Source organism: Pseudomonas lini, assembly GCF_964063345.1.
GTDB lineage: Bacteria > Pseudomonadota > Gammaproteobacteria > Pseudomonadales > Pseudomonadaceae > Aquipseudomonas > Aquipseudomonas lini_B.
In genome coordinates, this window is the sequence record NZ_OZ061318.1 from 4636788 (window position 1) to 4661967 (window position 25180).

Below are 25180 nucleotides of genomic sequence, written 5' to 3' on the forward strand. Positions count from 1 at the left end.
GTTTTCTGACCCGGTCGTAAGGGGGCGCGATTATGCCAGAAAAGACTGCAAATCGATGCACTTGCTGCTCATCGGTAACATTCTTCAACGAATTAATTTGTGGCAATCCCCCGCGCCCCAGGTTTTTTCGGGGTTCTACAAGTCATTGAATTTACTTGGAAAGGCCGCAGCCACAAGGGTTTCTCCCGTCGGGGCGAGAGGCTTGAACGCTTGTGTGAAATATCTGAGAAAAGGGTCAGACAGGAGCCATTTGCCTCATCCAACGGATGAGGGGGACCGCTGCCCGCTTGTAGCGGGCGCGAAAAGCATCATCGACACAACCCGCTTTTAACGGGTGCAGACGCAGGCTCTTGAAAGGATCAGGCCGAGGCGGTCATGGCTCTTCGGCTTTGAGTTCCTTTTCCATCTTCTGCAATTCCTGGGAGAAGGCCTGGTCCTGAACGGTGGCGCGTTTACGCCAGGGTTTGCGTTCGGGTTCGGGCTGAGCGGCGTAGGTGGTGACTTCCCCGCCGTAAACTTCCTTGTAACGTTGTTCCTGGCGCTCAAGTTCCGCGCGCAGTTCGTCTTTCGTCACAGTGCTACCTGATTGAGTTGAGATTAATTCTGGTGAAACGCGCTGCATCGATTTATTGACCACGCTCGTTGAAGGGACAATGCCTGACACGGCATCGTTCCCTCGGAGCAATCAATTCGTCCTTGTTGCAGGCGGCCACGGCACCAGAGAAAAACAGCTGACGTAGCATCAGTCTCCTGTTTCAGCGAGCGCGTTGGCGGTGCATATGAAATGAGCGTCAGGCGCTTGCTGCGGACAGCGGCAATGGATATTGCGCTGCCGGTTGGCAGAATCGGCACGTAAAAAACCGCTCGCCACTGAGATGCATTATAGCGGTCGATCCGAAGAACACTATCTCTTGAGAGTTAAAAGTAGTTCCTCGTGTGTGATTGTTTTGTTACTCGCAAACTTTTACTGGTAACTACGGTGCAGGTGATGCCAGTTACAGTGCTGACTTTCTGGCGCCATTAAGCCGAATGAATTAGTACACCTGTGCTTCTTTAAAGTAGTGACCAAAAATAACAATCGTATTGCATGAGGAGTGAAAGCAGTATGGCTCACCCTAAGCAACCATCGATTGCGATTATCGGCCTGCGGTTCGATAATCGCCCAATCTTGGTGGCCGGTGGCTTGTGTGTCAGACCGGGAGCCGCTTGTAATAGTCGCTGATCCGTGTGGGAAACAACTGATATGAACGATCAAATGCGCAATTCCTTCGCTTCAGTGGCACCGCCGATCGTTGCCTCGCCCGCCAAGCGAATCCAGGCCCTGACCGGTGACCCGGATTTCATGACCTCCCTGGCCCGTGGTCTGGCGGTGGTGCAAGCGTTCCAGGAGCGCAAGCGGCACCTGACCATTGCGCAGATCAGCCATCGCACGGAAATTCCCCGCGCCGCAGTGCGACGTTGCCTGCATACCCTGATAAAGCTCGGCTACGCCACCACCGACGGACGTACCTATTCGCTGCTGCCCAAAGTACTGACCCTGGGCCATGCCTATTTGTCGTCGACGCCATTGGCGGTTTCTGCCCAGCCGTACCTGGACCGCATGAGCGAGCAACTGCATGAGGCCTGCAACATGGCCACGCTGGAAGGCGATGACATTTTGTACATTGCGCGCTCGGCGACCACCCAGCGACTGATTTCCGTAGACCTCTCGGTGGGTGGACGTTTACCGGCCTATTGCACGTCCATGGGCAGGATTCTTCTCGCCGCGCTGGACGACACGTCACTGCGCGAATATCTCGACCATGCAGAGCTGCAAGCCAAGACCAGTCGCACGTTGCATACCCCCGAGGCGTTGCTCGAATGCCTGCAAGAGGTACGGCAACAAGGCTGGTGCATCGTTGATCAGGAACTGGAGCAGGGCCTGCGCTCGATTGCCGTTCCGGTGTACGACGCTTCCGGGCAAGTGGTGGCGGCGTTAAACGTCAGCACCCACGCCGGCCGGGTCAGTCGCAGCGAGCTGGAACAGCGTTTCCTGCCCGGTCTGCTAAGCGCCAGTCGTGACCTGAGCGCGCAACTCTTCGCCTAAGCTGTTCGATAAACGCACAGAGTCGCGTTTATCGAATTGACGCTCTTTCCCTTGGATCATTAATGTCGCGGCAGCGTCATCCGGCACTGTTGGCCTTCAGTCAGCCGCCGGATCCGCCCCAATAATAATGAGAAGAGGCATCGTCATGCGCACGTTTCCCGACTGTCGCTGTTCCCACCGGTTTAGCTGCCGAAACCGGAACGCCTGATCCCGACCTCCTTTTCCAGTGACCGCGTCAGCCCTGACTGGCACTTGTTCGACTGCGTTCTTTGCGTGGAATAAAAATAATGAACCAGCCTCAGTCTGCCGTAGGAAACTGCCTCGACGTGCAGTCCTTCATCAACGCTCAACCCATTTCGCGCTACCAATGGCGGGTGGTGATTCTATGTTTCCTGATTGTTTTCCTCGATGGCCTCGACACCGCGGCCATGGGTTTTATCGCGCCTGCACTGTCCCAGGACTGGGGCATCGATCGCGCCAGTCTCGGCCCGGTGATGAGTGCGGCGTTGATCGGCATGGTCTTCGGCGCCTTGGGTTCCGGCCCTTTGGCTGACCGCTTCGGACGAAAAGTCGTACTGGTGGGCGCGGTGCTGTTGTTCGGCGCTTTCAGCCTGGCGTCGGCCTACAGCACCAACGTCGATCAGCTGCTGGTACTGCGTTTCCTCACCGGCCTGGGCCTGGGTGCCGGCATGCCGAATGCCACCACGCTGCTGTCCGAATACACCCCGGAGCGCAAGAAATCCCTGCTGGTGACCAGCATGTTTTGTGGCTTCAACCTTGGCATGGCCGGGGGCGGATTCATCTCGGCCAAACTGATCCCGGCCTTCGGCTGGCACAGTCTGTTGATGATCGGCGGGGTTCTGCCGTTGATCCTCGCCGTCGTCTTGCTGTTCTGGTTGCCGGAATCGGCACGCTATCTGGTGGTGCGCAATCGCGGCACGGACAAAGTGCGCAAGGCCCTGGCGCCGATCGACCCGACGGTGGTGGCCCAGGCTTCGAGCTTCAGCGTGCCGGAACAGAAAACCGTGAAGGCGCGCAATGTGTTTGCGGTGATCTTCTCCGGCACTTACAGCACCGGCACGTTGTTGCTGTGGCTGACGTACTTCATGGGCCTGGTGATCGTTTACCTGCTGACCAGTTGGCTGCCGACGCTGATGCGCGACAGCGGCGCGAGCATGGAGCAGGCCGCATTCATTGGTGCGCTGTTCCAGTTCGGTGGGGTGTTGAGCGCAGTGGGTGTGGGCTGGGCGATGGACCGGTTCAATCCGCACAAGGTCATCGGCATTTTCTACTTGTTCGCCGGGGTGTTTGCCTACGCGGTAGGGCAGAGCCTGGGCAACATCACATTGCTGGCGACCTTGGTACTGGTGGCCGGGATGTGTGTCAACGGCGCGCAATCGGCGATGCCGTCGCTGGCGGCGCGGTTCTACCCGACTCAAGGGCGGGCGACCGGTGTGTCGTGGATGCTCGGGATTGGCCGCTTCGGCGCGATCCTCGGTGCATGGATGGGCGCAACGTTGCTGGGTCTGGGCTGGAATTTCGAACAGGTGCTGACGGCGCTGGTGATTCCGGCTGCGTTGGCGACTACTGCGGTGGTGATCAAGGGCATGGTCAGCCATGCAGATGCGACCTGAGGACGGATTTCAGATTCTTTAGCGAGTCTGATGGCCTCTTCGCGGGCAAGTCGGATCGCCGCACCGCCGCTCCCACAAGGATTGCGCATCAACCTGTGGGAGCGGGCTTGCCCGCGATGCTTTTAGGGATCGGTAGGGAGACAACAATCTGTTCGATAAACGAACACTCAGTCGATTATCGGATTGTTTGGCGTTTTCCAGGGGCTTACTCTTCAGTCATTCCGGCGCTGAACCTCGCGCCTTTTTCTACCACTGTCGGTTCATAACAAAACGGGAGCCTGCCCCATGGCTGAAATCCTTTCGCTGCATGACGCGGTAAAGCAGTTCGTCAACGACGGCGATACCGTCGCGCTCGAAGGCTTTACTCACCTGATTCCTACGGCGGCCGGTCATGAAATCATCCGTCAGGGCAAGAAAGATCTGACCCTGGTGCGGATGACGCCCGACTTGATCTATGACCAGTTGATTGGTGCCGGTTGTGCTCGCAAGCTGATTTTCTCCTGGGGCGGTAACCCAGGCGTGGGCTCGCTGCACCGTCTGCGTGACGCGGTCGAAAGGCAGTGGCCGCATGCGCTGGAAATCGAAGAACACAGCCACGCTGACCTGGCCAATGCCTACGTCGCGGGCGCTTCGGGCTTACCGTTCGCGGTGCTGCGTGCCTACGCCGGCTCCGACCTGCCAAAGGTCAACCCGCTGATCAAAACCGTCACGTGCCCGTTCACCGGCGAAGTGCTGGCGGCGGTGCCGTCGGTGCGCCCGGACATCACTGTGATTCACGCGCAGAAAGCCGATCGCAAAGGCAACGTACTGCTCTGGGGCATTCTCGGCGTGCAGAAAGAAGCGGCGCTGGCCGCCAAGCGCTGCATCGTCACTGTTGAAGAAATCGTCGACGACCTCAACGCACCGATGAACGCTTGCGTGCTGCCGACCTGGGCCTTGAGCGCGGTCTGCCATGTACCGGGTGGCGCGCATCCGTCCTACGCCCACGGTTACACCGAACGGGACAATCGCTTCTATCAAGCCTGGGACCCGATTGCCCGCGACCGTGAAACCTTCACCGCGTGGATCAACGAGTACATCCACGGTAGCGCTGACTTCAGCGAGTTCCAGGCCAAACTGGCCGCCGCTTCGGAGGCCAAGTAATGACTTACACCACCAATGAAATGATGACCGTCGCCGCCGCCCGCCGTCTGAAAAACGGTTCGGTGTGCTTCGTCGGCATCGGCCTGCCGTCGAAAGCCGCCAACCTGGCACGTCTGACTTCCTCGCCAGATGTAGTCCTGATCTATGAATCGGGTCCGATCGGTGCCAAGCCCAGCGTACTGCCGCTGTCGATCGGTGACGGTGAACTGGCGGAAACCGCCGACACTGTCGTCCCGACCGGTGAGATTTTTCGCTACTGGTTGCAGGGCGGGCGCATCGACGTCGGTTTTCTCGGCGCCGCGCAAGTCGACCGCTTCGGCAACATCAACACCACGGTGGTGGGCGACTACCATCAGCCGAAAGTTCGCCTGCCGGGTGCCGGTGGCGCGCCGGAGATCGCCGGTTCCGCCAAGAGTGTGCTGATCATCCTCAAGCAGTCGGCGCGTTCCTTTGTCGACAAACTCGACTTCATCACCTCGGTCGGTCATGGCGAAGGCGGTGATTCGCGTAAGCGTCTCGGCCTGCCGGGTGCCGGTCCCGTCGGCATCATTACCGACCTGTGCATCATGGAGCCCGAAGCGGATACCCATGAATTCGTGGTCACCGCGCTGCACCCAGGCGTGACTCGCGAGCAAGTGATTGCCGCCACCGGTTGGGCGATTCGCTTCGCTGATCAGGTAGAAAACACTGCCGAGCCAACCGATGTCGAGCTGACCGCACTGCGCGATCTGGAAGCCCGCACCGCTGCGGCCCACGGCCAAGCACCCGGAGAAGCCTGATGCGTGACGTTTATATCTGTGACGCCATTCGCACCCCCATCGGCCGTTTCGGCGGTGGCCTGTCGGCGGTTCGCGCCGACGACTTGGCCGCCGTGCCGATCAAGGCGCTGATGGCGCGCAACCCGTCAGTGGACTGGAGTGCGGTGGACGAGGTGTTCCTCGGTTGCGCCAACCAGGCCGGCGAAGACAACCGCAACGTGGCACGCATGGCGTTGCTGCTGGCGGGCCTGCCGGAAACCATTCCCGGGGTCACCCTCAACCGTCTTTGCGCTTCGGGCATGGATGCGATCGGCACGGCGTTCCGGGCCATCGCCAGTGGCGAGATGGAGTTGGCGATTGCCGGCGGCGTCGAGTCGATGTCTCGCGCACCGTTCGTGATGGGCAAGGCCGATGCGGCGTTCTCGCGCAACATGAAGCTCGAAGACACCACCATTGGCTGGCGCTTCATTAACCCGTTGATGAAAGCCCAGTACGGCGTGGACGCGATGCCGCAGACCGCCGATAACGTGGCCGACGACTACCAGGTTTCCCGCGCCGATCAGGATGCTTTCGCCCTGCGCAGTCAGCAACGCACAGCGGCCGCGCAAGCCGCAGGTTTTTTTGCCGAAGAAATCGTCGAAGTGCGCATTGCCCACAAGAAGGGTGAAAGTGTCGTTACACAAGACGAGCATCCCCGCGCTGACACGACATTGGAAACCCTGGCCAAACTCAAACCGGTCAATGGCCCGGACAAAACCGTTACCGCCGGCAATGCCTCGGGTGTGAACGACGGTGCGGCGGCGTTGATTCTGGCCTCCGGCGACGCCGTAAAAAAACACGGCCTGACCGCCCGCGCCAAAGTGCTGGGCATGTCGAGTGCCGGTGTCGCACCTAGGGTGATGGGCATCGGCCCGGTGCCGGCGGTGCGTAAATTGACCGAGCGCCTGGGCCTGGCGGTCAGCGATTTCGACGTGATCGAGCTCAACGAAGCCTTCGCCAGCCAAGGCTTGGCCGTGCTGCGTGAACTGGGATTGGCGGATGACGCGGCCCAGGTCAACCCGAACGGTGGCGCCATTGCCTTGGGCCATCCGCTGGGCATGAGCGGCGCACGCTTGGTACTGACCGCGCTGCATCAATTGGAAAAGACCGGTGGCAAGAAAGGTCTGGCGACCATGTGCGTCGGTGTCGGCCAAGGTCTGGCCTTGGCGATCGAGCGCGTCTGACGCGTAGCAGTGACTAATAAGAACTGAGGAATGCTTCATGACTGACAAGCCTGGTTACCGCCGCCCGCAAGAGGGCACCCAGCCGGAGTACCTGCACCCGGCCTATCAATCCACCAACCTCCGCTCGCCGTCCAAGCCGTTGGTGTTTTTGCCTCATTCGCTGTCGGAAATCACCGGCCCGACCATTGGCGCCGAGCGCATCCAGGAGCAGGACAGCGACCTGACCGTCCAGCACTCGGGTGAGCCATTGGGCGAACGGATCATCATTCACGGCCGTGTGCTGGATGAAAACGGTCTGCCGGTGGCGGGGATTCTGGTGGAGATCTGGCAGGCCAACGCCGCTGGTCGTTACAACCACGCGCGCGACCTGCACGATGCGCCGCTGGACCCGAACTTCACCGGCACTGGCCGCACCGTGACCGACGCCGATGGCTGGTATCAGTTCCAGACCATCAAGCCTGGCGCCTATCCGTGGGGTAACCATCACAACGCCTGGCGCCCGGCGCACATCCATTTCTCACTGTTCGGGCCGAGTATTCTCACGCGCCTGGTGACCCAGATGTATTTTCCGGGCGACCCGTTGCTGGCCTACGACCCGATCTACAACTGCGTGCCTGATACGAGTGCCAAAGAGCGCCTGATCGCCCGTTTCGACCTGGAAAAAACCATCCCTTCCTACGCCCTCGGTTATCGCTGGGACATCGTCTTGCGCGGCCGCGATGCCACGCCGATGGAGAAATAAGATGACGCTGAACGCGACCACGTCCCACACCGTCGGGCCGTATTACCACATCGGCCTGACCTGGCTGAACCGCGAAGACCTGACCGTTGCGCAGACCCGCGGCGAGCGCGTGGCGATCACCGGGCAAGTCGTCGATGGCAATGGCGACTTCGTCAACGACGCCATGCTGGAAGTGTGGCAGGCCAACGCCGCCGGCAAGTACGACCACCCCGAAGACGATCAAGACAAACCCCTGGACCCGAACTTTGAAGGGTTTGGCCGGGTGCCGGTGGATGCGCAAGGGCGCTTCCGCTTTACCACGATCAAACCGGGCACAGTGGAAGGCTTGAAAGGCACGACCCAGGCGCCGCATTTGGTGGTGCTGGTGTTTGCTCGCGGGTTGGTGAAGCACTTGCTGACGCGGATTTACTTTGGCGGCGAACCGGCCAACGTGGCGGACCCACTGCTGGAGTGCGTACCTGCCGAACGCCGTGGGACCTTGCTGGCGAAGCAGGATGCTGCGGGTGTTTATCAGTGGAATGTGATTCTGCAAGGGACGGATGCGGAGACGGTGTTTTTTGATTATTGATTGAGCGCCGCAAACCTGTGGGAGCGGGCTTGCCCGCGATAGCGTTGGGTCAGTCACCATTAATGCTGGATATGACTCAGTCATCGCGGGCAAGCCCGCTCCCACAGGGATAGCATTGCCAATTGTGGAACGGGATTGTTGCTAAATGTGTCTAGACTCTCACGGTCCCCAAAAGAGTGAAGAACGATGACAACCCTCACAGCTCTCTACACCAGTGAAGAACGCAACAAAAGGATCTTTGCGATTGTCGGCGCCTCGTCCGGCAACCTGGTTGAATGGTTCGACTTTTACGTTTACGCGTTCTGCGCAATCTATTTCGCCCCGGCGTTTTTCCCCTCCGACAACCCCACGGTGCAGCTGGTGAACACGGCGGGCGTATTCGCTGCCGGGTTTCTGATGCGGCCTATCGGCGGCTGGATCTTCGGTCGAGTGGCGGACAAACACGGGCGCAAGAATTCGATGTTGATCTCGATTCTGATGATGTGCTTCGGGTCGTTGCTCATCGCCTGCCTGCCGACCTACGACAGCATCGGGGTCTGGGCGCCGATCATGCTGTTGTTCGCGCGCTTGCTGCAGGGCTTGTCGGTGGGCGGCGAGTACGGCACCACCGCGACCTACATGAGCGAAGTGGCCCTCAAGGGCCAGCGCGGTTTCTTTGCCTCATTCCAGTACGTCACGCTGATTGGCGGGCAGCTGCTGGCGGTGTCGCTGGTGGTGATCCTGCAACAGTTCCTCAGCGAGGATGAATTGCGTGCCTATGGCTGGCGAATTCCGTTCATGGTCGGTGCGGCCGCTGCGTTGATTTCGTTGTTCCTGCGTCGTGCGCTCAAGGAAACCAGTAGCAAGGAAATGCGTGAAAACAAGGACGCCGGCAGCATCCGTGCGCTGTTCCGCGATCACAAGGCTGCCTTCATTACCGTGCTGGGTTATACCGCCGGTGGTTCGCTGATTTTCTACACCTTCACCACGTACATGCAGAAGTACCTGGTGAATACCGCCGGCATGCACGCCAAGACCGCGAGCTACATCATGACCGGCGCGCTGTTCCTATATATGTGCATGCAACCGTTCTTCGGCATGCTCGCCGACAAGATCGGCCGGCGCAATTCGATGCTGTGGTTCGGCGCCCTCGGGACGTTGTTCACCGTACCGATCCTGTTGAGCCTGAAAAGTGTCAGCAGTCCGTTCCTGGCCTTTGTCCTGATTACACTGGCGCTGGCGATCGTGAGTTTCTACACCTCTATCAGCGGTCTGGTGAAAGCCGAAATGTTCCCGCCAGAGGTGCGCGCCTTGGGCGTCGGCCTGGCGTATGCGGTGGCCAATGCAATCTTCGGCGGTTCGGCGGAGTATGTGGCGCTGAGTCTCAAAGCCGGCGGCATGGAAAACTCGTTCTATTGGTACGTGACGGTGATGATGGCGGTCGCGTTCCTGTTCAGCCTGCGTCTGCCGAAACAGGCGAAGTATTTGCAAAACGACCTTTGATCTTTACGCGGGGGCCTGACCGGCCCGCGCCTGCAAGGACTGTTTATGAACCAGCGACCGGGCAATCAATTGTTCGATGCCTACTTCACCGCACGCGACATGCGTGAGGTGTTCTGCGATCAGGGCCGGGTTCAGGCCATGCTTGATTTCGAAGCAGCACTGGCTCGGGCCGAGGCGCGGGTCGGGCTGATTCCGCAGACGGCTGTCGCGTCTATCGAAGCGGCATGTCGGGCTGAGCATTACGACTTCGTCGCGCTTGGTGAGGCGATTGCCACGGCAGGGAATTCGGCGATTCCACTGGTCAAGGCATTGGGCAAGCAGATCGCCAAGAGCGATGCCGAAGCCGAGCGTTACGTGCATCTGGGCGCGACCAGCCAGGATGTAATGGACACCGGCCTGGTGCTGCAAATGCGCCGCGCGCTGGAACTGATCGAAGCTGATCTGGCGCAACTGGGGGAAACCCTCGCGACCCAGGCCTGGCGTTACGTCGCCACGCCGTTGGCCGGGCGCACCTGGTTGCAACACGCGACGCCCGTCACCCTCGGCATGAAAATCGCCGGTTGGTTGGGGGCGGTGACGCGCAGCCGTCAGCGCCTGCTGGAGCTCAAACCGCGCCTGCTGGTGCTGCAATTCGGTGGCGCCTCCGGCACCCTCGCGGCCCTCGGCGAGCAGGCGATGCCGATTGCCGAAGCCTTGGCCGCAGAACTGCAACTGACCTTGCCGGATCAACCCTGGCACACCCAGCGTGATCGTCTGGTGGAGTTCGGCGCGGTGCTTGGATTGATCGCCGGCAGCCTCGGCAAACTCGGCCGCGATATCAGCCTGTTGATGCAGACCGAGGCCGGCGAAGTGTTCGAGCCGTCGGCGCCGGGCAAGGGCGGTTCCTCGACCATGCCGCACAAACGCAACCCGGTGGGCGCAGCGGTGCTGATCGGCGCGGCGACGCGGGTGCCGGGTTTGCTCTCGACCTTGTTCAGCGCCATGCCGCAGGAGCACGAACGCAGTCTGGGCCTGTGGCATGCCGAATGGGAAACCCTGCCGGAGATCTGCTGTTTGGTGTCAGGCAGCCTGCAGCAAGCGCTGCAGGTGGCCGACGGACTGGAAGTGGACGCCGACCGAATGACGCGCAACCTCGACCTGACCCAGGGCCTGGTGCTGGCCGAAGCCGTGAGCATCGTGCTGGCGCAACGAGTCGGTCGCGACACCGCGCACCATCTGCTGGAGCAATGCTGCAAGCGCGCAGTGGCCGAACAACGTCATCTGCGCGCGGTACTCGGCGACGAGCCGCAGGTGACTGCCGAGCTGTCGGACGCTGAACTCGATCGTCTGCTGGACCCCGCCCATTACCTCGGTCAGGCCCATACTTGGGTCGAGCGAGCGGTGGCTGAACATTTTGCGTTGACCGCTTGAAGGAGACTGCTGTGGCATTCGTACAACTCGCCGAGGGCGAACTGCACTACCTAATTCAAGGGCCGCAACTCGATGGCCCGGTCGAGGCGCCGGTGCTGGTGCTGTCCAACTCACTGGGCACCGACTTGCATATGTGGGACGCGCAGATCCCGGCGCTCACCGAGCATTTTCGCGTGCTGCGTTTTGATACCCGTGGTCACGGCCAATCGTTGGTGACGCCGGGGCCGTACAGCATCGAGCAACTGGGCCGCGACGTGCTGGCGCTGCTGGATGCCTTGCACATCGAACGCGCACATTTCTGTGGACTGTCCATGGGCGGGTTGATCGGTCAGTGGCTGGGGATCAATGCCGGTCAACGTTTGAACACACTGATCGTGTGCAACACAGCGGCGAAAATCGGCGATCCGTCGGTGTGGAATCCACGGATCGAAACTGTGCTGCGTGACGGCGCGGCGGCAATGGTTGCCCTGCGCGATGCATCGATTGCGCGCTGGTTTACCGCGGATTTTTCCGAGGCTAATCCGGCAGTGGTGAAGCGGATTACCGACATGCTCGCGGCGACTTCGCCTGAAGGTTACGCGGCCAATTGCGCGGCGGTACGTGATGCCGATTTCCGCGATCAGTTGTCCTCGATTCAGGTGCCGCTGCTGGTGATCGCCGGCACTGAAGATGCGGTGACGCCGCCGTCCGGTGGGCGATTCATTCAGGAGCATGTGCAAGGAGCCGAGTACGCCGAGTTCTACGCCGCGCACCTGTCCAACGTCCAGGCCGGCGCTGCGTTCAGCAAGCGGGTGCTGGCGTTTCTGTCGGCTCATTGAGGGTTCTTTCGTGGATGAGAAACAACGTTACGACGAAGGGCTGAAAGTCCGCCGTGCAGTCCTCGGCGACGCCCATGTCGACCGCAGCCTGAACGCGCTGACCGAATTCAACTCGGAGTTCCAGGAGATGATCACCCGCCACGCCTGGGGCGATATCTGGACCCGCCCGGGCCTGCCGCGCCACACCCGCAGCCTGATCACCATCGCCATGCTGATCGGCATGAACCGCAACGAAGAACTCAAACTGCACCTGCGCGCCGCCGCCAACAACGGTGTGACCCGCGGCGAGATCAAGGAAGTGATCATGCAGAGCGCGATCTACTGCGGCATCCCGGCGGCCAACGCGACCTTCCACCTGGCTGAATCGGTGTGGGATGAGTTGGGGGTTGAGTCCCGGGAGTGATCCGCGAAAGTTGTTGCCTGAGCTGACGCCTTCGCGGGCAAGCCTCGCTCCTACAGGTGTGCGGCGTGACGCTAATTTTGTGTTCACCGAAGATCCCTGTGGGAGCCGGGCTTGCCCGCGATGGCGGCAGAGCATTCAATATTGATGTGATTGGAAGATTGCCATCGCGGGCAAGCCCCCTCCCACAGTTGTCCGGCATGAACGCCAATTTTGTGTTCACCGAAGATCCCTGTGGGAGCCGGGCTTGCCCGCGATGGCGGCAGTGCATTCAATATTGATGTGATTGGAAGATTGCCATCGCGGGCAAGCCCGCTCCCACATTTGGTCTGTGTTTACAGCAGGCTGATCGGATAGCTGACGATCAACCGGTTCTCGTCGAACTCGTTGTTGCTGAAGTCGCGGCGAATGGTCGAGTTGCGCCACTTGACGTTGAGGTCTTTGAGCGTGCCGCTCTGCACTGTGTAGCCCAGTTCGCTTTCGCGGCCCCATTCCTTGCCGTCGGTGGTGGTTGCGGTGTGTACGTTGTCGCCGCTGATGTAGCGGTTCATCAGGGTCAGGCCTGGCACGCCAAGGGCGGCGAAGTTGTAGTCGTGGCGCAGTTGCCAGGATTTTTCCTTCGCGTTGTCGTAGCTGGCGTTGTAGCTGTCGTTGGCCAGGGTGCCGCCGCTGGTGCCATTGACCCGCATCCAGGCACTGTCGCCGGTAAGTTTTTGCAGGCCGACGTAGAAGGTGTTGCCGCCATATTTGGCCGAGAACAGGCCCGACCAGGTCTTGTTGTCCAACTCACCCGCCCGGGCGCTGCCGTCATCCTTGCCGTAGAAAAACCCCAAATTGGCGCCGAATGTCCAGTCGCCCAGCGGTTGGGTGTGGATCAGGTTGACGTATTGCTGGCTGTAGATGTCCTTGAGTTCAGCGTTCCATAGGCCGATTTGAGTGCGCTTGCCGTTGAAGGCGTATTCGCCGCCCTGGAAGTTGAAGCGGTCTGAGGTGAACGCCGCTTTGCCGGTCATCGACATGTCATTCATGCTGCTGTCGTCGCGCGGGCTGTTGGCGCGGAACTGACCGCCGTAGAGGGTCAGGCCGTCGATTTCCTTCGAGGTGATCTGGCCGCCACGGAAGGTTTGCGGCAGCGAGCGACCGTCGTCCGAACGCAGGATCGGCAATACCGGCATCCATTCGCCGACCTTCACTTCGGTCTGGGACAGCTTGGCCTTGAACGCCACGTTGGTGCGACCGAAGTTATCCGCCGGGCGACCATCGTGGTCCAGCGGCAACAACTGCGTACCACCAGTGCCTTTGCCTCCGTCGAGCTTGACCGAATACAAACCCAGCACGTCCATGCCGAACCCGACGGTGCCTTGGGTGAGCCCGGATTTAGCGTCCAGGATGAAGCTTTGCGTCCACTCTTCTGCCTTGCCCTGGTTCTTGGTCGGGTTGGTGAAGTTACGGTTGATGTAGAAATTGCGCAGGTTCAGGTTGACCTTGGTACCTTCGACAAAACCGGCTTCCTCGGCCATGGCGGGCAGGGCCGCGCCGGCTAGGGCGATGGCGATCAGGCTGGGAAAGAAATACTGCGTGGAAGGCGTCATGGGCTCGGGTCTCTCTAATTCCTGGAGGTGAAACAGGGCGATGCCGCAACGTTCGGGTTGCAGACAAAAGATTCGAATTCAGAAAAGCGGGGGAGAAGTCAGCCAGACAGGGCAGGGCGCGGGGGCATGGTGTCGAACCTGTTGTTATTGGTTTTGTACGACAGATGGTGAGGGAAACGGACTAAATGGTTCAATCGGGGGAGGGCGGGTTCTGGGCGATTATCGAACGTAAGATTGATCCGGACTTTGTGGTGTCGGGACCGTCCCCATCGCGGGCAAGCCCGCTCCCACAGTGTCCGTATCGAACCCAGATTCTGTGGGCCTCGCTGAGCCTGTAGGAATGGGCCCTACAGTGTCCGTGTCGAACCCAGATTCTGTGGGCCTCGCTGAGCCTGTAGGAATGGGCCCTACAGTGTCCGTATCGAACCCAGATTCTGTGGGCCTCGCTGAGCCTGTAGGAATGGGCCCTACAGTGTCCGTGTCGAACCCAGATTCTGTGAGTCCCCGCTGAGTCTGTAGGAATGGGCCCTACAGTGTCCGTATCGAACCCAGATTCTGTGGGCCTCGCTGAGCCTGTAGGAATGGGCCCTACAGTGTCCGTGTCGAACCCAGATTCTGTGGGCCTCGCTGAGCCTGTAGGAATGGGCCCTACAGTGTCCGTGTCGAACCCAGATTCTGTGAGTCCCCGCTGAGTCTGTAGGAGTGGTGTCCGTATCGAACACAAAATTTGTGGGCTCCCGCTGAACCTGTGGGAGCGGGCTTGCCCGCGATTGGGACAGCATGGCCAATACAACTTTTCCGATGGCCAACAAAAAGCCCACCAATCGGTGGGCTTCGTGTTTACCGCGCTATCAGAACAACTTCATCTTCGGCGCTTCTTCTTTCAACGGCTCGTTCTTCGCCGTCTGTTCATTCCAGCCACCACCCAACGCCTTGTACAGATTGACCGCGCTGACCAGCTGCGCCAGACGGTCGGTGATCAGCGCTTGTTGGGCACTGAACAGCTGACGCTGGGCATCGAGGAAGGTCAGGTTGCTGTCGACACCGATGCGGTAGCGACGCTCGGCCAGACGGTAGTAGTCCTGGTTGGCGCTGACGAAGTCACGCTGGGCCTGCAATTGCTCGGTGTAAGTCTGGCGTGCGGCCAGGCCATCGGCGACTTCCTGGAAGGCCGTTTGAATGGACTTCTCGTAGTTCGCCACGCCGATGTCTTTCTGGATCTTGGAGTAATCCAGGCTGGCGCGCAGGCTGCCGGCGTTGAAGATCGGCAGGTTGATTTGCGGCTGGAACAACCAAGTGCCCGAACCGCCCTTGAACAGACCGGACAGGTCCGGGCTCAGGGAGCCGGCATTGGCGGTCAGGCTGATGCTCGGGAAGAACGCAGCCCGTGCCGCGCCGATGTTGGCGTTGGCAGCCTTGAGGTTGTACTCGGCCTGAAGGATATCCGGACGACGTTGCAGCAAGTCCGACGGCAGACCGGCCGGCACTTCGCTCAGCAGGTCGTCCGACAGTGGCTTGGCCGCTTGCAGATTGGCCGGGATACCGGTGCCGAGCAGCAGCACCAGGCTGTTTTCATCCTGAGCGACCTGACGGGTGTATTTGGCCTGTTGTGCGCGGGCGTTTTCCACCGAGGTACGCGACTGGGCCAGATCCAGCGCCGAGGCTACACCCACTTCGTTGCTGCGCGAGGTGAGCTTGTAGCTCTCTTCGAAGGCCCCAAGGGTTTCCTGGGTGAGTTTCAGCAGTTCCTTGTCAGCCTGCCAGGTCAGGTAGGCATTGGCCACGCTGGCCACCAGGCTGATCTGCGTACTGCGGCGTGCTTCTTCAGTGGCGAAGTACTTCTGCAGGGCTTCTTCGCTCAGGCTGCGAACCCGACCGAACAGGTCGAGTTCATAGGCACTGATGCCGACGGTGGCCGAGTAGGAACTGCTGATGGCCGCTTCACCGGTTTGCGAGGCCCGTGCCGGAACTCGCTGACGGCTGCCGCTGCCGTTGGCCGAAACGGCCGGGAACAGATCGGCGCGCTGGATGCGGTATTGAGCCGCATAAGCGTCGATGTTCAGCGCCGCGACGCGCAGGTCACGGTTGTTCTCCAGCGCGGTCTGAATCATCTGTTGCAGCGCCGGGTCGTGGAAAAACTGCTTCCAGCCCTGTTCGGCGGCGGCCTGGTTAGGCGCCTGGGCCGGCGAATACGCCGGGCCTTGCGGGTATTGGCCCGCCACCGGGGCTTCAGGCTGCTGATAATCGGGTATCAGCGAGCAGCCGCTCAGCACGAAGGCGGCGACTGCGATGGAGAGTAGCGACTTGCTCATTAGCCAGCCTCTTTAGAAGGTTCAATGGCGTCATCCTGGTCGGCGACTTTGCGCTGGCCCATGGACGACACAGTGACGAAGAACAATGGAACCCAGAAGATCGCCAGCACAGTGGCTGTGATCATACCGCCAATCACCCCGGTACCGATCGCATGTTGGCTACCCGAACCTGCGCCCGTGGAAATGGCCAGTGGAACCACACCGAGCACGAACGCGAGCGAGGTCATGATGATCGGTCGCAGACGCATCCGGCAGGCTTCGATTGCTGCATCGCGCAGGCTACGTCCTTGCTCATGCAGTTCCTTGGCGAACTCGACGATCAGAATGGCGTTTTTCGCCGCCAGACCGATCGTGGTCAACAGCCCCACCTGGAAGTACACGTCGTTGGACAGACCGCGCAAGCTGGTCGCCATCAGTGCACCGATAATCCCCAGCGGCACCACCAGCATCACCGCGATCGGGATCGACCAGCTTTCATACAGCGCCGCCAGACACAGGAACACCATCAGCAGCGACAAGGCGTACAACGCTGGTGCTTGCGAGCCGGACAAACGTTCCTCGTAGGACAGACCGGTCCAGGAAATACCGACACCGGCCGGCAGTTTCTTCGCCAGGGCTTCGACTTCGGCCATCGCTTCACCGGTGGAATAACCTGGCGCCGGGGCACCGAGGATTTCCATCGCTTCTACGCCGTTGTAACGGGCCAGTTTCGGCGAACCGTAGATCCACTCACCCTTGGCGAACGTCGAGAACGGAACCATGGTGCCGGCGCTGTTGCGCACGTACCACTTCTTCAGGTCTTCGGGGCTCATGCGAGCGCCAGGCAGGCCTTGTATGTAAACCTTCTTCACTCGACCGCGGTCGATGAAGTCGTTCACATAGCTACTGCCCAGGGCAATCGACAGGGTGTTGTTGATGTCGGTGAGGGTCACGCCCAGGGCGCTGGCCTTCTCGTCGTCGATTTCCAGCTGGTATTGCGGCTCGTCGTTCAGGCCGTTAGGGCGGACTTGCGACAGGACCTTGCTTTGCGCTGCCATGCCGAGGAACTGATTGCGTGCCGCCATCAGCTTTTCGTGACCGATACCGGCGCGGTCCTGCAGGAACACGTCGAAACCGGTGGCGTTCCCCAGTTCCAGTACCGCCGGTGGCGCGAAGGCAAACACCATGGCGTCGCGGAAGGTAAAGAAGTGCTGTTGGGCACGGGCCGCCAGTTTGAACACGCTGTTGTCGGCGTTACGTTCTTCCCATGGTTTGAGCATGATGAACGCCATACCCGAACTCTGACCTCGGCCGGCGAAGTTGAAGCCGGTCACGGTAAACACCGAGGCCACCGCGTCGCCTTCGCCGCCTTCCTTGCTCGGACGCAGCAGGAATTCGCGCATTTCGTCCACGACCACTTGCGTGCGCTGGGAGCTGGAACCGGCCGGGGTCTGCACTTGAGCAAACAGTACGCCCTGGTCTTCTTCCGGCAGGAACGCCGTTGGAATACGGGTGAACAGCCAGATCATGCCAACCACGATGATCAGGTACGCCAGCAGGTACGGAGCCTTGTGCGCGAGCATGTTGCCCACACCGCGCTCGTAGCTTTTGACGCCACGGTCGAAGCTGCGGTTGAACCAGCCGAAGAAGCCACGTTTCGGCGTGCCGTGCTCACCTTTCGGAATCGCCTTGAGCATGGTCGCGCAGAGCGCCGGGGTGAAGATCAACGCCACCAATACCGACAAGGCCATGGCCGAAACGATGGTGATCGAGAACTGCTTGTAGATCACACCGGTGGAGCCACTGAAGAACGCCATCGGCAGCAGTACCGCCGACAGAACCAGGGCGATACCGACCAGGGCACCCTGGATCTGCCCCATGGATTTCTTGGTGGCCTCCTTGGGTGACAAGCCTTCTTCGCTCATGACCCGTTCGACGTTTTCCACCACGACGATGGCATCGTCCACCAGCAAGCCGATGGCCAACACCATACCGAACATGGTCAGGGTGTTGATGCTGAAACCGAACGCCGCGAGGATCCCGAACGTACCCAGCAATACCACCGGCACGGTCATCGTGGTGATGACGGTGGCGCGGAAGTTTTGCAGGAACAGGAACATCACCAGGAACACCAGCACGATCGCTTCGACCAGGGTTTCAACCACACCCTTGATAGACTCGGTCACCACCGGGGTGGTGTCGTACGGGAACACCACTTCCATCCCTTCCGGGAAGAAGGGCTTGAGGGTGTCAATGGTATTGCGCAGGGCTTTTGCGGTGTCGAGGGCGTTGGCGCCGTTGGCCAGTTTCACCGCCAGACCGGAGGCCGGGGCGCCGTTGAACTGGGCGCTGATCGAGTAGTTTTCACCGCCCAGACCGACTTCCGCAACGTCGCCGACACGCACTTGCGAGCCGTCCTTGTTGACCTTCAACAGAATCGCCTTGAACTGCTCGGCAGTCTGCAGACGGGTCTTGCCGATGATCGTAGCGTTCAGTTGCTGGCCGGGCAGGGCAGGCAAGCCGCCGAGTTGACCGGACGATACCTGGACGTTCTGCGCCGCGATGGCGGTTTTCACATCTACCGGGGTCAGGTTGTAGTTGTTCAACTTGGCCGGGTCGAGCCAGATCCGCATTGCATACTGGGCACCGAAGACCTGGAAGTCACCGACACCGGCTGTGCGCGAGATCGGGTCCTGCATGTTCGACACGATGTAGTTGGACAGGTCGTCCTTGGTCATGCTGCCGTCGCGCGATACCACGCCGATGACCATCAGGAAGTTCTTCACCGACTTGGTCACGCGGATACCCTGTTGCTGCACTTCTTGCGGCAGCAGCGGGGTGGCCAGGTTCAGCTTGTTCTGGACCTGAACCTGCGCGGTATCGGAGCTGGTGCCCTGCTCGAAGGTCGCGGTAATGGTCATGTTGCCGTCGGAGTTACTTTCCGACGAGACATAACGCAGGTTGTCGATACCGTTGAGCTGTTGCTCGATCACCTGCACCACGGTGTCTTGCACGGTTTGTGCAGACGCGCCTGGGTAGGTCACCGAGATGGCAATGGCTGGAGGCGCAATGCTCGGGTATTGGTTGATCGGCAGTTTGAGGATCGATAGAGCCCCGACCAGCATAATCACCAGGGCAATCACCCAGGCGAAAATCGGACGGTCGATAAAAAATTTCGACATGGTTTACTCCCCTTTGCCGCCGACAGCTGTGTTAGCTGCCTGTGCGGGGGCCGGGCTCTTTGCGCCAACGTTAGTGGCTTCAGTGGCTTTCACTTCAACGCCAGGTCTGACGAATTGCAGCCCTTCGGTGATTACGCGATCGCCTGCCTTCAGACCGTCTTCAATCAGCCATTGGTTACCGACAGTGCGGCTGGCCTTGAGCTGACGCAGTTCGACCTTGTTGTCCGGACCGACGACCAGCGCGGTCGGAGAGCCTTTGAGGTCGCGGGTCACGCCTTGTTGCGGGGCCAGAATCGCCGCGCTGTCCACACCGGCCTGCAACTGGGCGTGAACGAACATGCCCGGCAGCAAAGTGTGATCAGGGTTCGGGAACACGGCACGCAGGGTCACGGAACCGGTGGTCTGGTCAACCGAAACTTCGGAGAACTCAAGCTTGCCGTCCACCTTGTACTGGCTGCCGTCTTCGAGAGTCAGCTTGACCGCGGCGGCATTATCGCCAGCCTTTTGCAGACGACCGCTTTCCAGTTCGCGGCGCAGCTCAAGCAGCTCCACCGAAGACTGAGTGACGTCGACGTAGATCGGGTCCAGTTGCTGGATGACGGCCATCGCGTCGGTCTGGCCACTGCTGACCAGCGCGCCTTCGGTCACCGACGAGCGGCCGATGCGACCGGAGATCGGTGCGTAAACCTTGGTGTAGCGCACGTTGATCTGGGCGGTCTGCAGGGACGCTTCCGATTGCAGGCGGTTGGCCAGCGCGGTGTCGTATTCCTGACGGCTGACAGCCTGTTCGTCGACCAGTTGCTTGTAGCGGTCGGAGATCGACTTGGTCGAACGCAGGTTGGCTTCGGCGCTTTTCAGGGTGGCGTCATAGACCGATGGGTCGATCTGATAGAGCTGCTGACCGGCCTTGACGTCGCCGCCTTCCTTGAACAGTCGCTTGAGAATGATGCCGTTGACCTGTGGGCGAACTTCGGCGATGCGGAACGCACTGGTGCGCCCCGGAAGTTCGGATGTCAGGGTGAAGGCTTGTGGTTGCAGGGTTACGACGCCGACCTGAGGGGTGGGTGCGGCAGGTGCCGCCTCTTCCTTTTTACATCCGCTGAGCAGCGATGCCAGGGCGACGGCAGTAACCAGAGCGGTAACAGCTGGCTTGAATTGCATGAAGATCCTCGGGTCAGGCGCGCAAATTGCGCACAAGAAATGTGGAAGGGTAAAAAATTTTTGCCGGGTGGATAAGTAGCTTGCTAAGGAATATACTTACGTTCATGGTTGTTTGTAAAGGCCTTGGCGGTGTACCCACCCGGTTACAAAAGCCGTTCAAAGGTTGGAATTGTAGGCCGGAGACGAAGCCCAAGAGCGCTCGCCCCACTTTTATTCAGCTGATATTCAGACATCGCTGACGCACCCCTGATTGAGGTTTTACTGCCATGGTCCGTCGTACCAAAGAGGAAGCTCAAGAAACCCGAAGCCAGATACTCGAAGCGGCGGAAAAAGCCTTTTACGAGAGGGGCGTGGCCCGCACGACGCTGGCGGACATCGCTACCCTGGCCGGTGTGACTCGTGGGGCTATCTACTGGCATTTCAGTAACAAGGCGGATCTGGTGCAGGCGATGCTCGATACCTTGCATGAGCCGCTGGATGAAATGGCCAAGGCCAGTGAAAGCGAAGATGAACTCGATCCGCTGGGCTGCATGCGCAAGCTGCTGATTCATCTGTTTCATCAAGTTGCCCTGGACCCGAAAACCCGACGCATCAACGAGATTCTGTTTCATAAGTGCGAGTTCACCGATGAAATGTGCGATCTGCGCCAGCAGCGCCGAACGGCCAGTCTCGATTGCAATGTGCGAATTGCTCTGGCCCTGAGTAATGCGGTGAATCGCGGGCAGTTGCCGGAAAACCTCGACACTGCCCGCGCGGCCATCAGCCTGCATGCGTATATCGATGGCATCCTGTATCAGTGGCTGCTGGCTCCCGACAGTTTTCAACTGCACACCGAAGCCGAGCGTTGCGTCGATACAGGGTTGGATATGCTGCGCTTGAGTCCGAGCCTGCGCAATTGAAACAAAATGCGTAATTGGATCCGTTTGTGTCAAGACTTGAAGCGGGGGCAATGTCCCTGCTTCGCTCGCCTTTCTGTAATGGGGTGCTTTTATATACGTACGTTTGCCAGGTTGATAGATAGCGAGCTACGTATTTTGTAGGAATATTGTGTCGAGTCTGTGAATGAATGTTAACAACCCGGGCTACAAGGGCGCCGAGCAGCCGATAAAGGGTATCGCGCTGATCTGCCTGGCGGTTTTGTTGTTCGCCAGTCACGACACGTTGTCCAAGTACCTGTCCGGGTTCTATCCGATTGTTATGGTGGTTTGGGCACGCTACGTGGTGCACACCTTGTTGATGCTGGTGATTTTCGTGCCTCGCAGTGGTTTTTCGGTGGTAGTGCGCACCAAGCGTCCGGGTTTGCAGTTATTACGCGCCCTATGCCTGATCGGCACCAGCCTGTTTTTCACTACCGGCCTGCGTTACATCCCCTTGGCTGAAGCCACCGCCGTCACCTTTCTTGCTCCTTTATTGGTGACCGCGCTGTCCGTACCGTTGCTGCATGAGCGGGTAACCCGCAATCAGTGGCTGGCGGTGCTGGGTGGATTTGTCGGCGTGTTGATCGTCGTGCGGCCCGGCGGTGCGCTGTTCACCCCGGCGATTCTGCTGCCGCTGTGTTCGGCGCTGTGTTTTGGCTTCTATCAATTGCTCACCCGCTTGCTCAGCGGTATCGACAGCCCGACCACCAGCAACTTTCTCACCGGCATTCTCAATAGCCTGATCATGACTGCGCTGTTGCCGTTCTTCTGGAGCACGCCGACGGTGCTGCATGGCCTGTTCATGATTGGCCTGGGCACCTGCGGCATGCTTGGTCACATGTTGCTGACCCAGGCCTTCCGCCATGCGGCGCCGGCGATGCTGGCCCCTTTCAGTTACGGGCAGATTCTGTTTGCCGGGATATATGGGTATTTGATCTTCGACCATACCCCGGACAGCTTTGGCGTGATCGGTATCACGGTGATTTGCCTCAGCGGTCTTGCGGTCGCCTGGGGACAGCGCAAGCGCTGACAAACGTCTGGATTCGAATGGCGTCCCCCTGTAGGAGCTGCCGAAGGCTGCGATCCTTTGATCTTCCATACGCAAAAGCCCCGGCTCTTTCGAGTCGGGGCTTTTGCGTTTCAACGGCGGACGTTTACAGCGCGGGGTAGTCGATGTAACCGACCGGCCCCTTCGCATAGAACAATTCCGGACGCGCCTCGTTCAACGGCGCATCAGCCTTCAAACGCGCCGGCAGATCTGGGTTGGCGATGAACGGTACACCGAACGCCACCGCGTCAGCCTTGCCGCTGGCCAGCCACTCATTGGCGCTGTCCTTGGTGAAGCGTTCGTTGGCGATGTATGGGCCGCCGAAGGCTTCCTTCAGTTGTGGGCCGAGGCTGTCGCCGGCTTCTTTCTCGCGCGAGCAGATGAAGGCGATACCACGCTTGCCCAATTCGCGAGCGACATAGGTGAAGGTTTCGGACAGGTTTTCGTCGCCCATGTCATGGAGATCCGCGCGTGGTGACAGGTGCACACCTACGCGGCCTGCGCCCCAGATTTCAATGGCGACGTCGGTCACCTCCAGCAACAGGCGCGCACGGTTTTCCAGGGAGCCGCCGTAGTTGTCGGTGCGCTGGTTGGTGCTGCTTTGCAGGAACTGGTCGAGCAGGTAGCCGTTGGCGCCGTGGATTTCCACACCGTCGAAACCGGCAGCCTTGGCGTTCTCGGCACCCACGCGGTAAGCGTCGATGATGTCGGCGATTTCAGCGGTTTCCAGGGCGCGCGGAGTTGGGAAGTCGGCCAATGGACGTACCAGGCTGACATGACCCTTAGGCTGGATAGCACTCGGCGCGACCGGTGCTTCGCCGTTCAGGTACAAGGGGTGGGAAATCCGGCCCACGTGCCACAGTTGCAGGAAGATTTTGCCGCCCGCGCCGTGGATTGCCTTGGTCACGTTGCTCCAGCCGCGCACCTGATCGTTGGACCAGATACCGGGAGTGTCCGGATAGCCCACGCCGATTGGCGTGACCGACGTCGCTTCGCTGAGGATCAGGCCGGCAGAGGCGCGTTGCACGTAGTACTCGGCCATCAGCGCGTTCGGCACACGGCCTTCGTCGGCGCGGCAACGGGTCAGCGGCGCCATGATGATGCGGTTGGCCAACTCGAGGTCGCCCAGTTTGATCGGATCGAAAATAGTCGTCATGAAATACAACCCTCGTTAAAGATCAGTTAGTAGCAGGGGCCAGTTCGGCATTGCCGCTCTGACGGAAAGTAATCAGGGTCACCAGCAGGGCGAGTACCGCCAGTGCGGCTGCCGCGAGCGGCACGCTGGTGAGACCGAAGCCGTGGGCGATGACGCTGCCGCCGACCCACGCCCCGAGTGCGTTGCCGACGTTGAAAGCGCCGATGTTCAGGGTCGACACCAGGTTCGGAGCCGCTTTGCCGTAGGTCACAACGTTCACTTGCAGGGCGGGTACGGCGGCGAAGCACGCGGTGGCCCAGAGGAACAGGGTGATTTCGGTTGGAATCACGGCAATGCTGGTCCAGGTCAGTACGGTGGACACGACCGCCATGGTGATGAACACACCGATCAGCGTCGCAGCCATGCTTTTGTCTGCCAGCTTGCCGCCGATGATGTTGCCGACCGTCAGGCCCAGGCCGATGAGCATCAAGGTCCAGGTCACGCCGCGTGGCGAGACGCCGGTGACCTCGCCCAACAGCGGGGCGACATAGGTGAACAAGGTGAAGACCGAGGCGGCGAACAATGCGGTCATGCTCAACGACAGCCAGATGCCGGCGCCTTTGAGGGCGCGCAGTTCGGCGCGCATGTCGAGTTTCTCTTCATCGCGCTTGGCCGGCAGGAAGCGGATCAGGCCGATCAGCGCAATCACACCAATCACGGTCACCGCCCAGAAGGTTGAACGCCAACCGGCTTCCTGACCGAGCGCGGTGCCCAGCGGCACGCCGAGGACATTGGCCAGGGTCAGGCCGGTGAACATCAAAGCCACGGCCGATGCACGTTTGTTGGCCGGCACCAGACCTGCCGCTACCACCGAACCGATGCCGAAGAAGGCGCCATGACACAGCGCGGTGACCACACGGGCAAACATCAAAACGTTGTAGTCACTGGCCAGGGCGCAGAGCAGATTGCCGATGATGAAGATGCCCATCAACGCTACCAATGCGGCCTTGCGCGGCAGTCTGGCGGTGGCCAGTGCCATGAACGGTGCACCGATGGCCACGCCCAGGGCGTAACCGGTCACCAGCCAGCCGGCGCCGGGGATCGACACACCGAGATCGGCCGCCACCTCGGGCAACAGGCCCATGATGACGAACTCGGTGGTGCCGATGGCGAAGGCGCTCAAAGCCAGAATGAGTAGCGAGAGGGGCATTGTCAGTTCCTTGTCGGAGCGCGGAGCTCCTTGTCGATGGCATCGAGGAACGCCTGAATCACGTCCTCGTTGCGTTTGAAGAAGTGCCATTGACCGGCCTTCTGGCTGCTGATCAGTCCCGCCCGTTGCAAGGTCGCCAAATGGGCGGACACGGTCGACTGCGATAGGCCGCAGCGTTGATCGATCTGTCCGGCGCAAATGCCGTACTCATGGTTGTGGAGCTGTTCCGGGAACTGGACCTTGGGGTCTTTCAGCCAGATGAGGATGTCTCGGCGTACTGGGTGTGCCAGCGCTTTTATTATTTCGTCGAGGTCGATGGTCATGGTTTGGGCTCGTGATGAGTAAAACGCTATATCGCGATGAGGCGAACTTTAAATCGG

21 protein-coding genes are annotated in these 25180 nt (G+C 60.1%); 13 read left to right on the forward strand and 8 right to left on the reverse strand.

Annotated features, from left to right (window positions below; translation table 11 throughout):
• Positions 1 to 373 precede the first annotated feature (373 nt).
• On the reverse strand, positions 374 to 574 hold the full coding sequence (locus AB3226_RS20935; protein WP_007903846.1) for a hypothetical protein: 201 nt from the start codon (positions 572 to 574) through the stop codon (positions 374 to 376).
• A 669-nt stretch (positions 575 to 1243) separates the two neighbouring features.
• Here AB3226_RS20935 and pcaR point away from each other — a divergent pair.
• From pcaR to pcaC, 11 genes are all read left to right on the forward strand, one after another.
• Positions 1244 to 2086 (forward strand): pca regulon transcriptional regulator PcaR, encoded by an 843-nt coding sequence (gene pcaR, locus AB3226_RS20940; RefSeq protein ID WP_007903845.1) that lies wholly within the window; start codon positions 1244 to 1246, stop codon positions 2084 to 2086.
• Between the two features lie 287 nt (positions 2087 to 2373).
• A complete protein-coding gene (locus AB3226_RS20945; protein WP_367374441.1) occupies positions 2374 to 3720 on the forward strand; it encodes an MFS transporter in 1347 nt (448 codons plus the stop codon).
• Positions 3721 to 4005: 285 nt separating this feature from the next.
• Positions 4006 to 4863, forward strand: coding sequence for a CoA transferase subunit A (locus AB3226_RS20950; protein ID WP_367374442.1), 858 nt, complete (start codon positions 4006 to 4008; stop codon positions 4861 to 4863).
• The gene (locus AB3226_RS20955) at positions 4863 to 5642 is read left to right on the forward strand and encodes a CoA-transferase subunit beta (protein WP_008005876.1); all 780 of its coding nucleotides are present in this window, start codon (positions 4863 to 4865) and stop codon (positions 5640 to 5642) included. Before AB3226_RS20950 ends, AB3226_RS20955 begins: the two co-directional genes overlap by 1 nt.
• Entirely contained in the window at positions 5639 to 6844 is a 1206-nt protein-coding gene (gene pcaF / locus AB3226_RS20960; RefSeq protein ID WP_367375823.1) for a 3-oxoadipyl-CoA thiolase, read from the forward strand. The genes AB3226_RS20955 and pcaF overlap by 4 nt, the downstream gene beginning before the upstream one ends.
• Positions 6845 to 6881: 37 nt before the next feature.
• The gene (gene pcaH / locus AB3226_RS20965) at positions 6882 to 7586 is read left to right on the forward strand and encodes a protocatechuate 3,4-dioxygenase subunit beta (RefSeq protein WP_367374443.1); all 705 of its coding nucleotides are present in this window, start codon (positions 6882 to 6884) and stop codon (positions 7584 to 7586) included.
• Position 7587: 1 nt separating this feature from the next.
• Complete coding sequence (gene pcaG / locus AB3226_RS20970; protein ID WP_367374444.1) at positions 7588 to 8154, forward strand: protocatechuate 3,4-dioxygenase subunit alpha; 567 nt, start codon at positions 7588 to 7590, stop codon at positions 8152 to 8154.
• 186 nt (positions 8155 to 8340) lie between these two features.
• Positions 8341 to 9636: an MFS family transporter gene (locus tag AB3226_RS20975; RefSeq protein ID WP_367374445.1), complete on the forward strand. Its 1296-nt coding sequence runs from the start codon at positions 8341 to 8343 to the stop codon at positions 9634 to 9636.
• A gap of 45 nt (positions 9637 to 9681) precedes the next feature.
• On the forward strand, positions 9682 to 11046 hold the full coding sequence (locus AB3226_RS20980; RefSeq protein WP_367374446.1) for a 3-carboxy-cis,cis-muconate cycloisomerase: 1365 nt from the start codon (positions 9682 to 9684) through the stop codon (positions 11044 to 11046).
• An 11-nt stretch (positions 11047 to 11057) separates the two neighbouring features.
• Positions 11058 to 11864, forward strand: coding sequence for a 3-oxoadipate enol-lactonase (gene pcaD / locus AB3226_RS20985; RefSeq protein WP_367374447.1), 807 nt, complete (start codon positions 11058 to 11060; stop codon positions 11862 to 11864).
• Positions 11865 to 11874: 10 nt separating this feature from the next.
• Complete coding sequence (gene pcaC, locus AB3226_RS20990) at positions 11875 to 12267, forward strand: 4-carboxymuconolactone decarboxylase (RefSeq protein ID WP_008147336.1); 393 nt, start codon at positions 11875 to 11877, stop codon at positions 12265 to 12267.
• A 332-nt stretch (positions 12268 to 12599) separates the two neighbouring features.
• Here pcaC and AB3226_RS20995 read toward each other — a convergent pair whose 3' ends face one another.
• The 4 genes from AB3226_RS20995 to emhA all read right to left on the reverse strand — a co-directional run bounded on the left by AB3226_RS20995 (position 12600) and on the right by emhA (position 20490).
• Positions 12600 to 13856, reverse strand: a complete 1257-nt coding sequence (locus tag AB3226_RS20995) for an OprD family porin (protein WP_367374448.1) — start codon at positions 13854 to 13856, stop codon at positions 12600 to 12602.
• 851 nt (positions 13857 to 14707) lie between these two features.
• Positions 14708 to 16168, reverse strand: coding sequence for an efflux RND transporter outer membrane subunit EmhC (emhC, locus tag AB3226_RS21000; protein WP_367374449.1), 1461 nt, complete (start codon positions 16166 to 16168; stop codon positions 14708 to 14710).
• Entirely contained in the window at positions 16168 to 19329 is a 3162-nt protein-coding gene (emhB, locus tag AB3226_RS21005) for an efflux RND transporter permease subunit EmhB (RefSeq protein ID WP_367374450.1), read from the reverse strand. The genes emhC and emhB overlap by 1 nt, the downstream gene beginning before the upstream one ends.
• 3 nt (positions 19330 to 19332) lie before the next feature.
• On the reverse strand, positions 19333 to 20490 hold the full coding sequence (gene emhA / locus AB3226_RS21010) for an efflux RND transporter periplasmic adaptor subunit EmhA (RefSeq protein ID WP_367374451.1): 1158 nt from the start codon (positions 20488 to 20490) through the stop codon (positions 19333 to 19335).
• Between the two features lie 266 nt (positions 20491 to 20756).
• Here emhA and emhR point away from each other — a divergent pair, with 266 nt between their 5' ends.
• Both emhR and AB3226_RS21020 read left to right on the forward strand, forming a co-directional pair.
• Positions 20757 to 21389, forward strand: coding sequence for an efflux system transcriptional repressor EmhR (emhR, locus tag AB3226_RS21015; RefSeq protein ID WP_038979269.1), 633 nt, complete (start codon positions 20757 to 20759; stop codon positions 21387 to 21389).
• A gap of 163 nt (positions 21390 to 21552) precedes the next feature.
• Positions 21553 to 22437: a DMT family transporter gene (locus AB3226_RS21020; RefSeq protein WP_367374452.1), complete on the forward strand. Its 885-nt coding sequence runs from the start codon at positions 21553 to 21555 to the stop codon at positions 22435 to 22437.
• 124 nt (positions 22438 to 22561) lie between these two features.
• Here AB3226_RS21020 and AB3226_RS21025 read toward each other — a convergent pair whose 3' ends face one another.
• Genes AB3226_RS21025 through AB3226_RS21035 form a run of 3 tightly spaced genes read right to left on the reverse strand, consistent with a single transcriptional unit; the run spans position 22562 to position 25123 of the window.
• A complete protein-coding gene (locus AB3226_RS21025) occupies positions 22562 to 23611 on the reverse strand; it encodes an alkene reductase (protein ID WP_367374453.1) in 1050 nt (349 codons plus the stop codon).
• A 22-nt stretch (positions 23612 to 23633) separates the two neighbouring features.
• Positions 23634 to 24800 carry an MFS transporter gene (locus AB3226_RS21030; RefSeq protein WP_367374454.1) on the reverse strand — a complete coding sequence of 389 codons (1167 nt, stop codon included), beginning with the start codon at positions 24798 to 24800 and terminating at the stop codon, positions 23634 to 23636.
• 2 nt (positions 24801 to 24802) lie between these two features.
• Positions 24803 to 25123: a helix-turn-helix transcriptional regulator gene (locus tag AB3226_RS21035; protein WP_007903797.1), complete on the reverse strand. Its 321-nt coding sequence runs from the start codon at positions 25121 to 25123 to the stop codon at positions 24803 to 24805.
• Between the last annotated feature and the right edge of the window lie 57 nt (positions 25124 to 25180).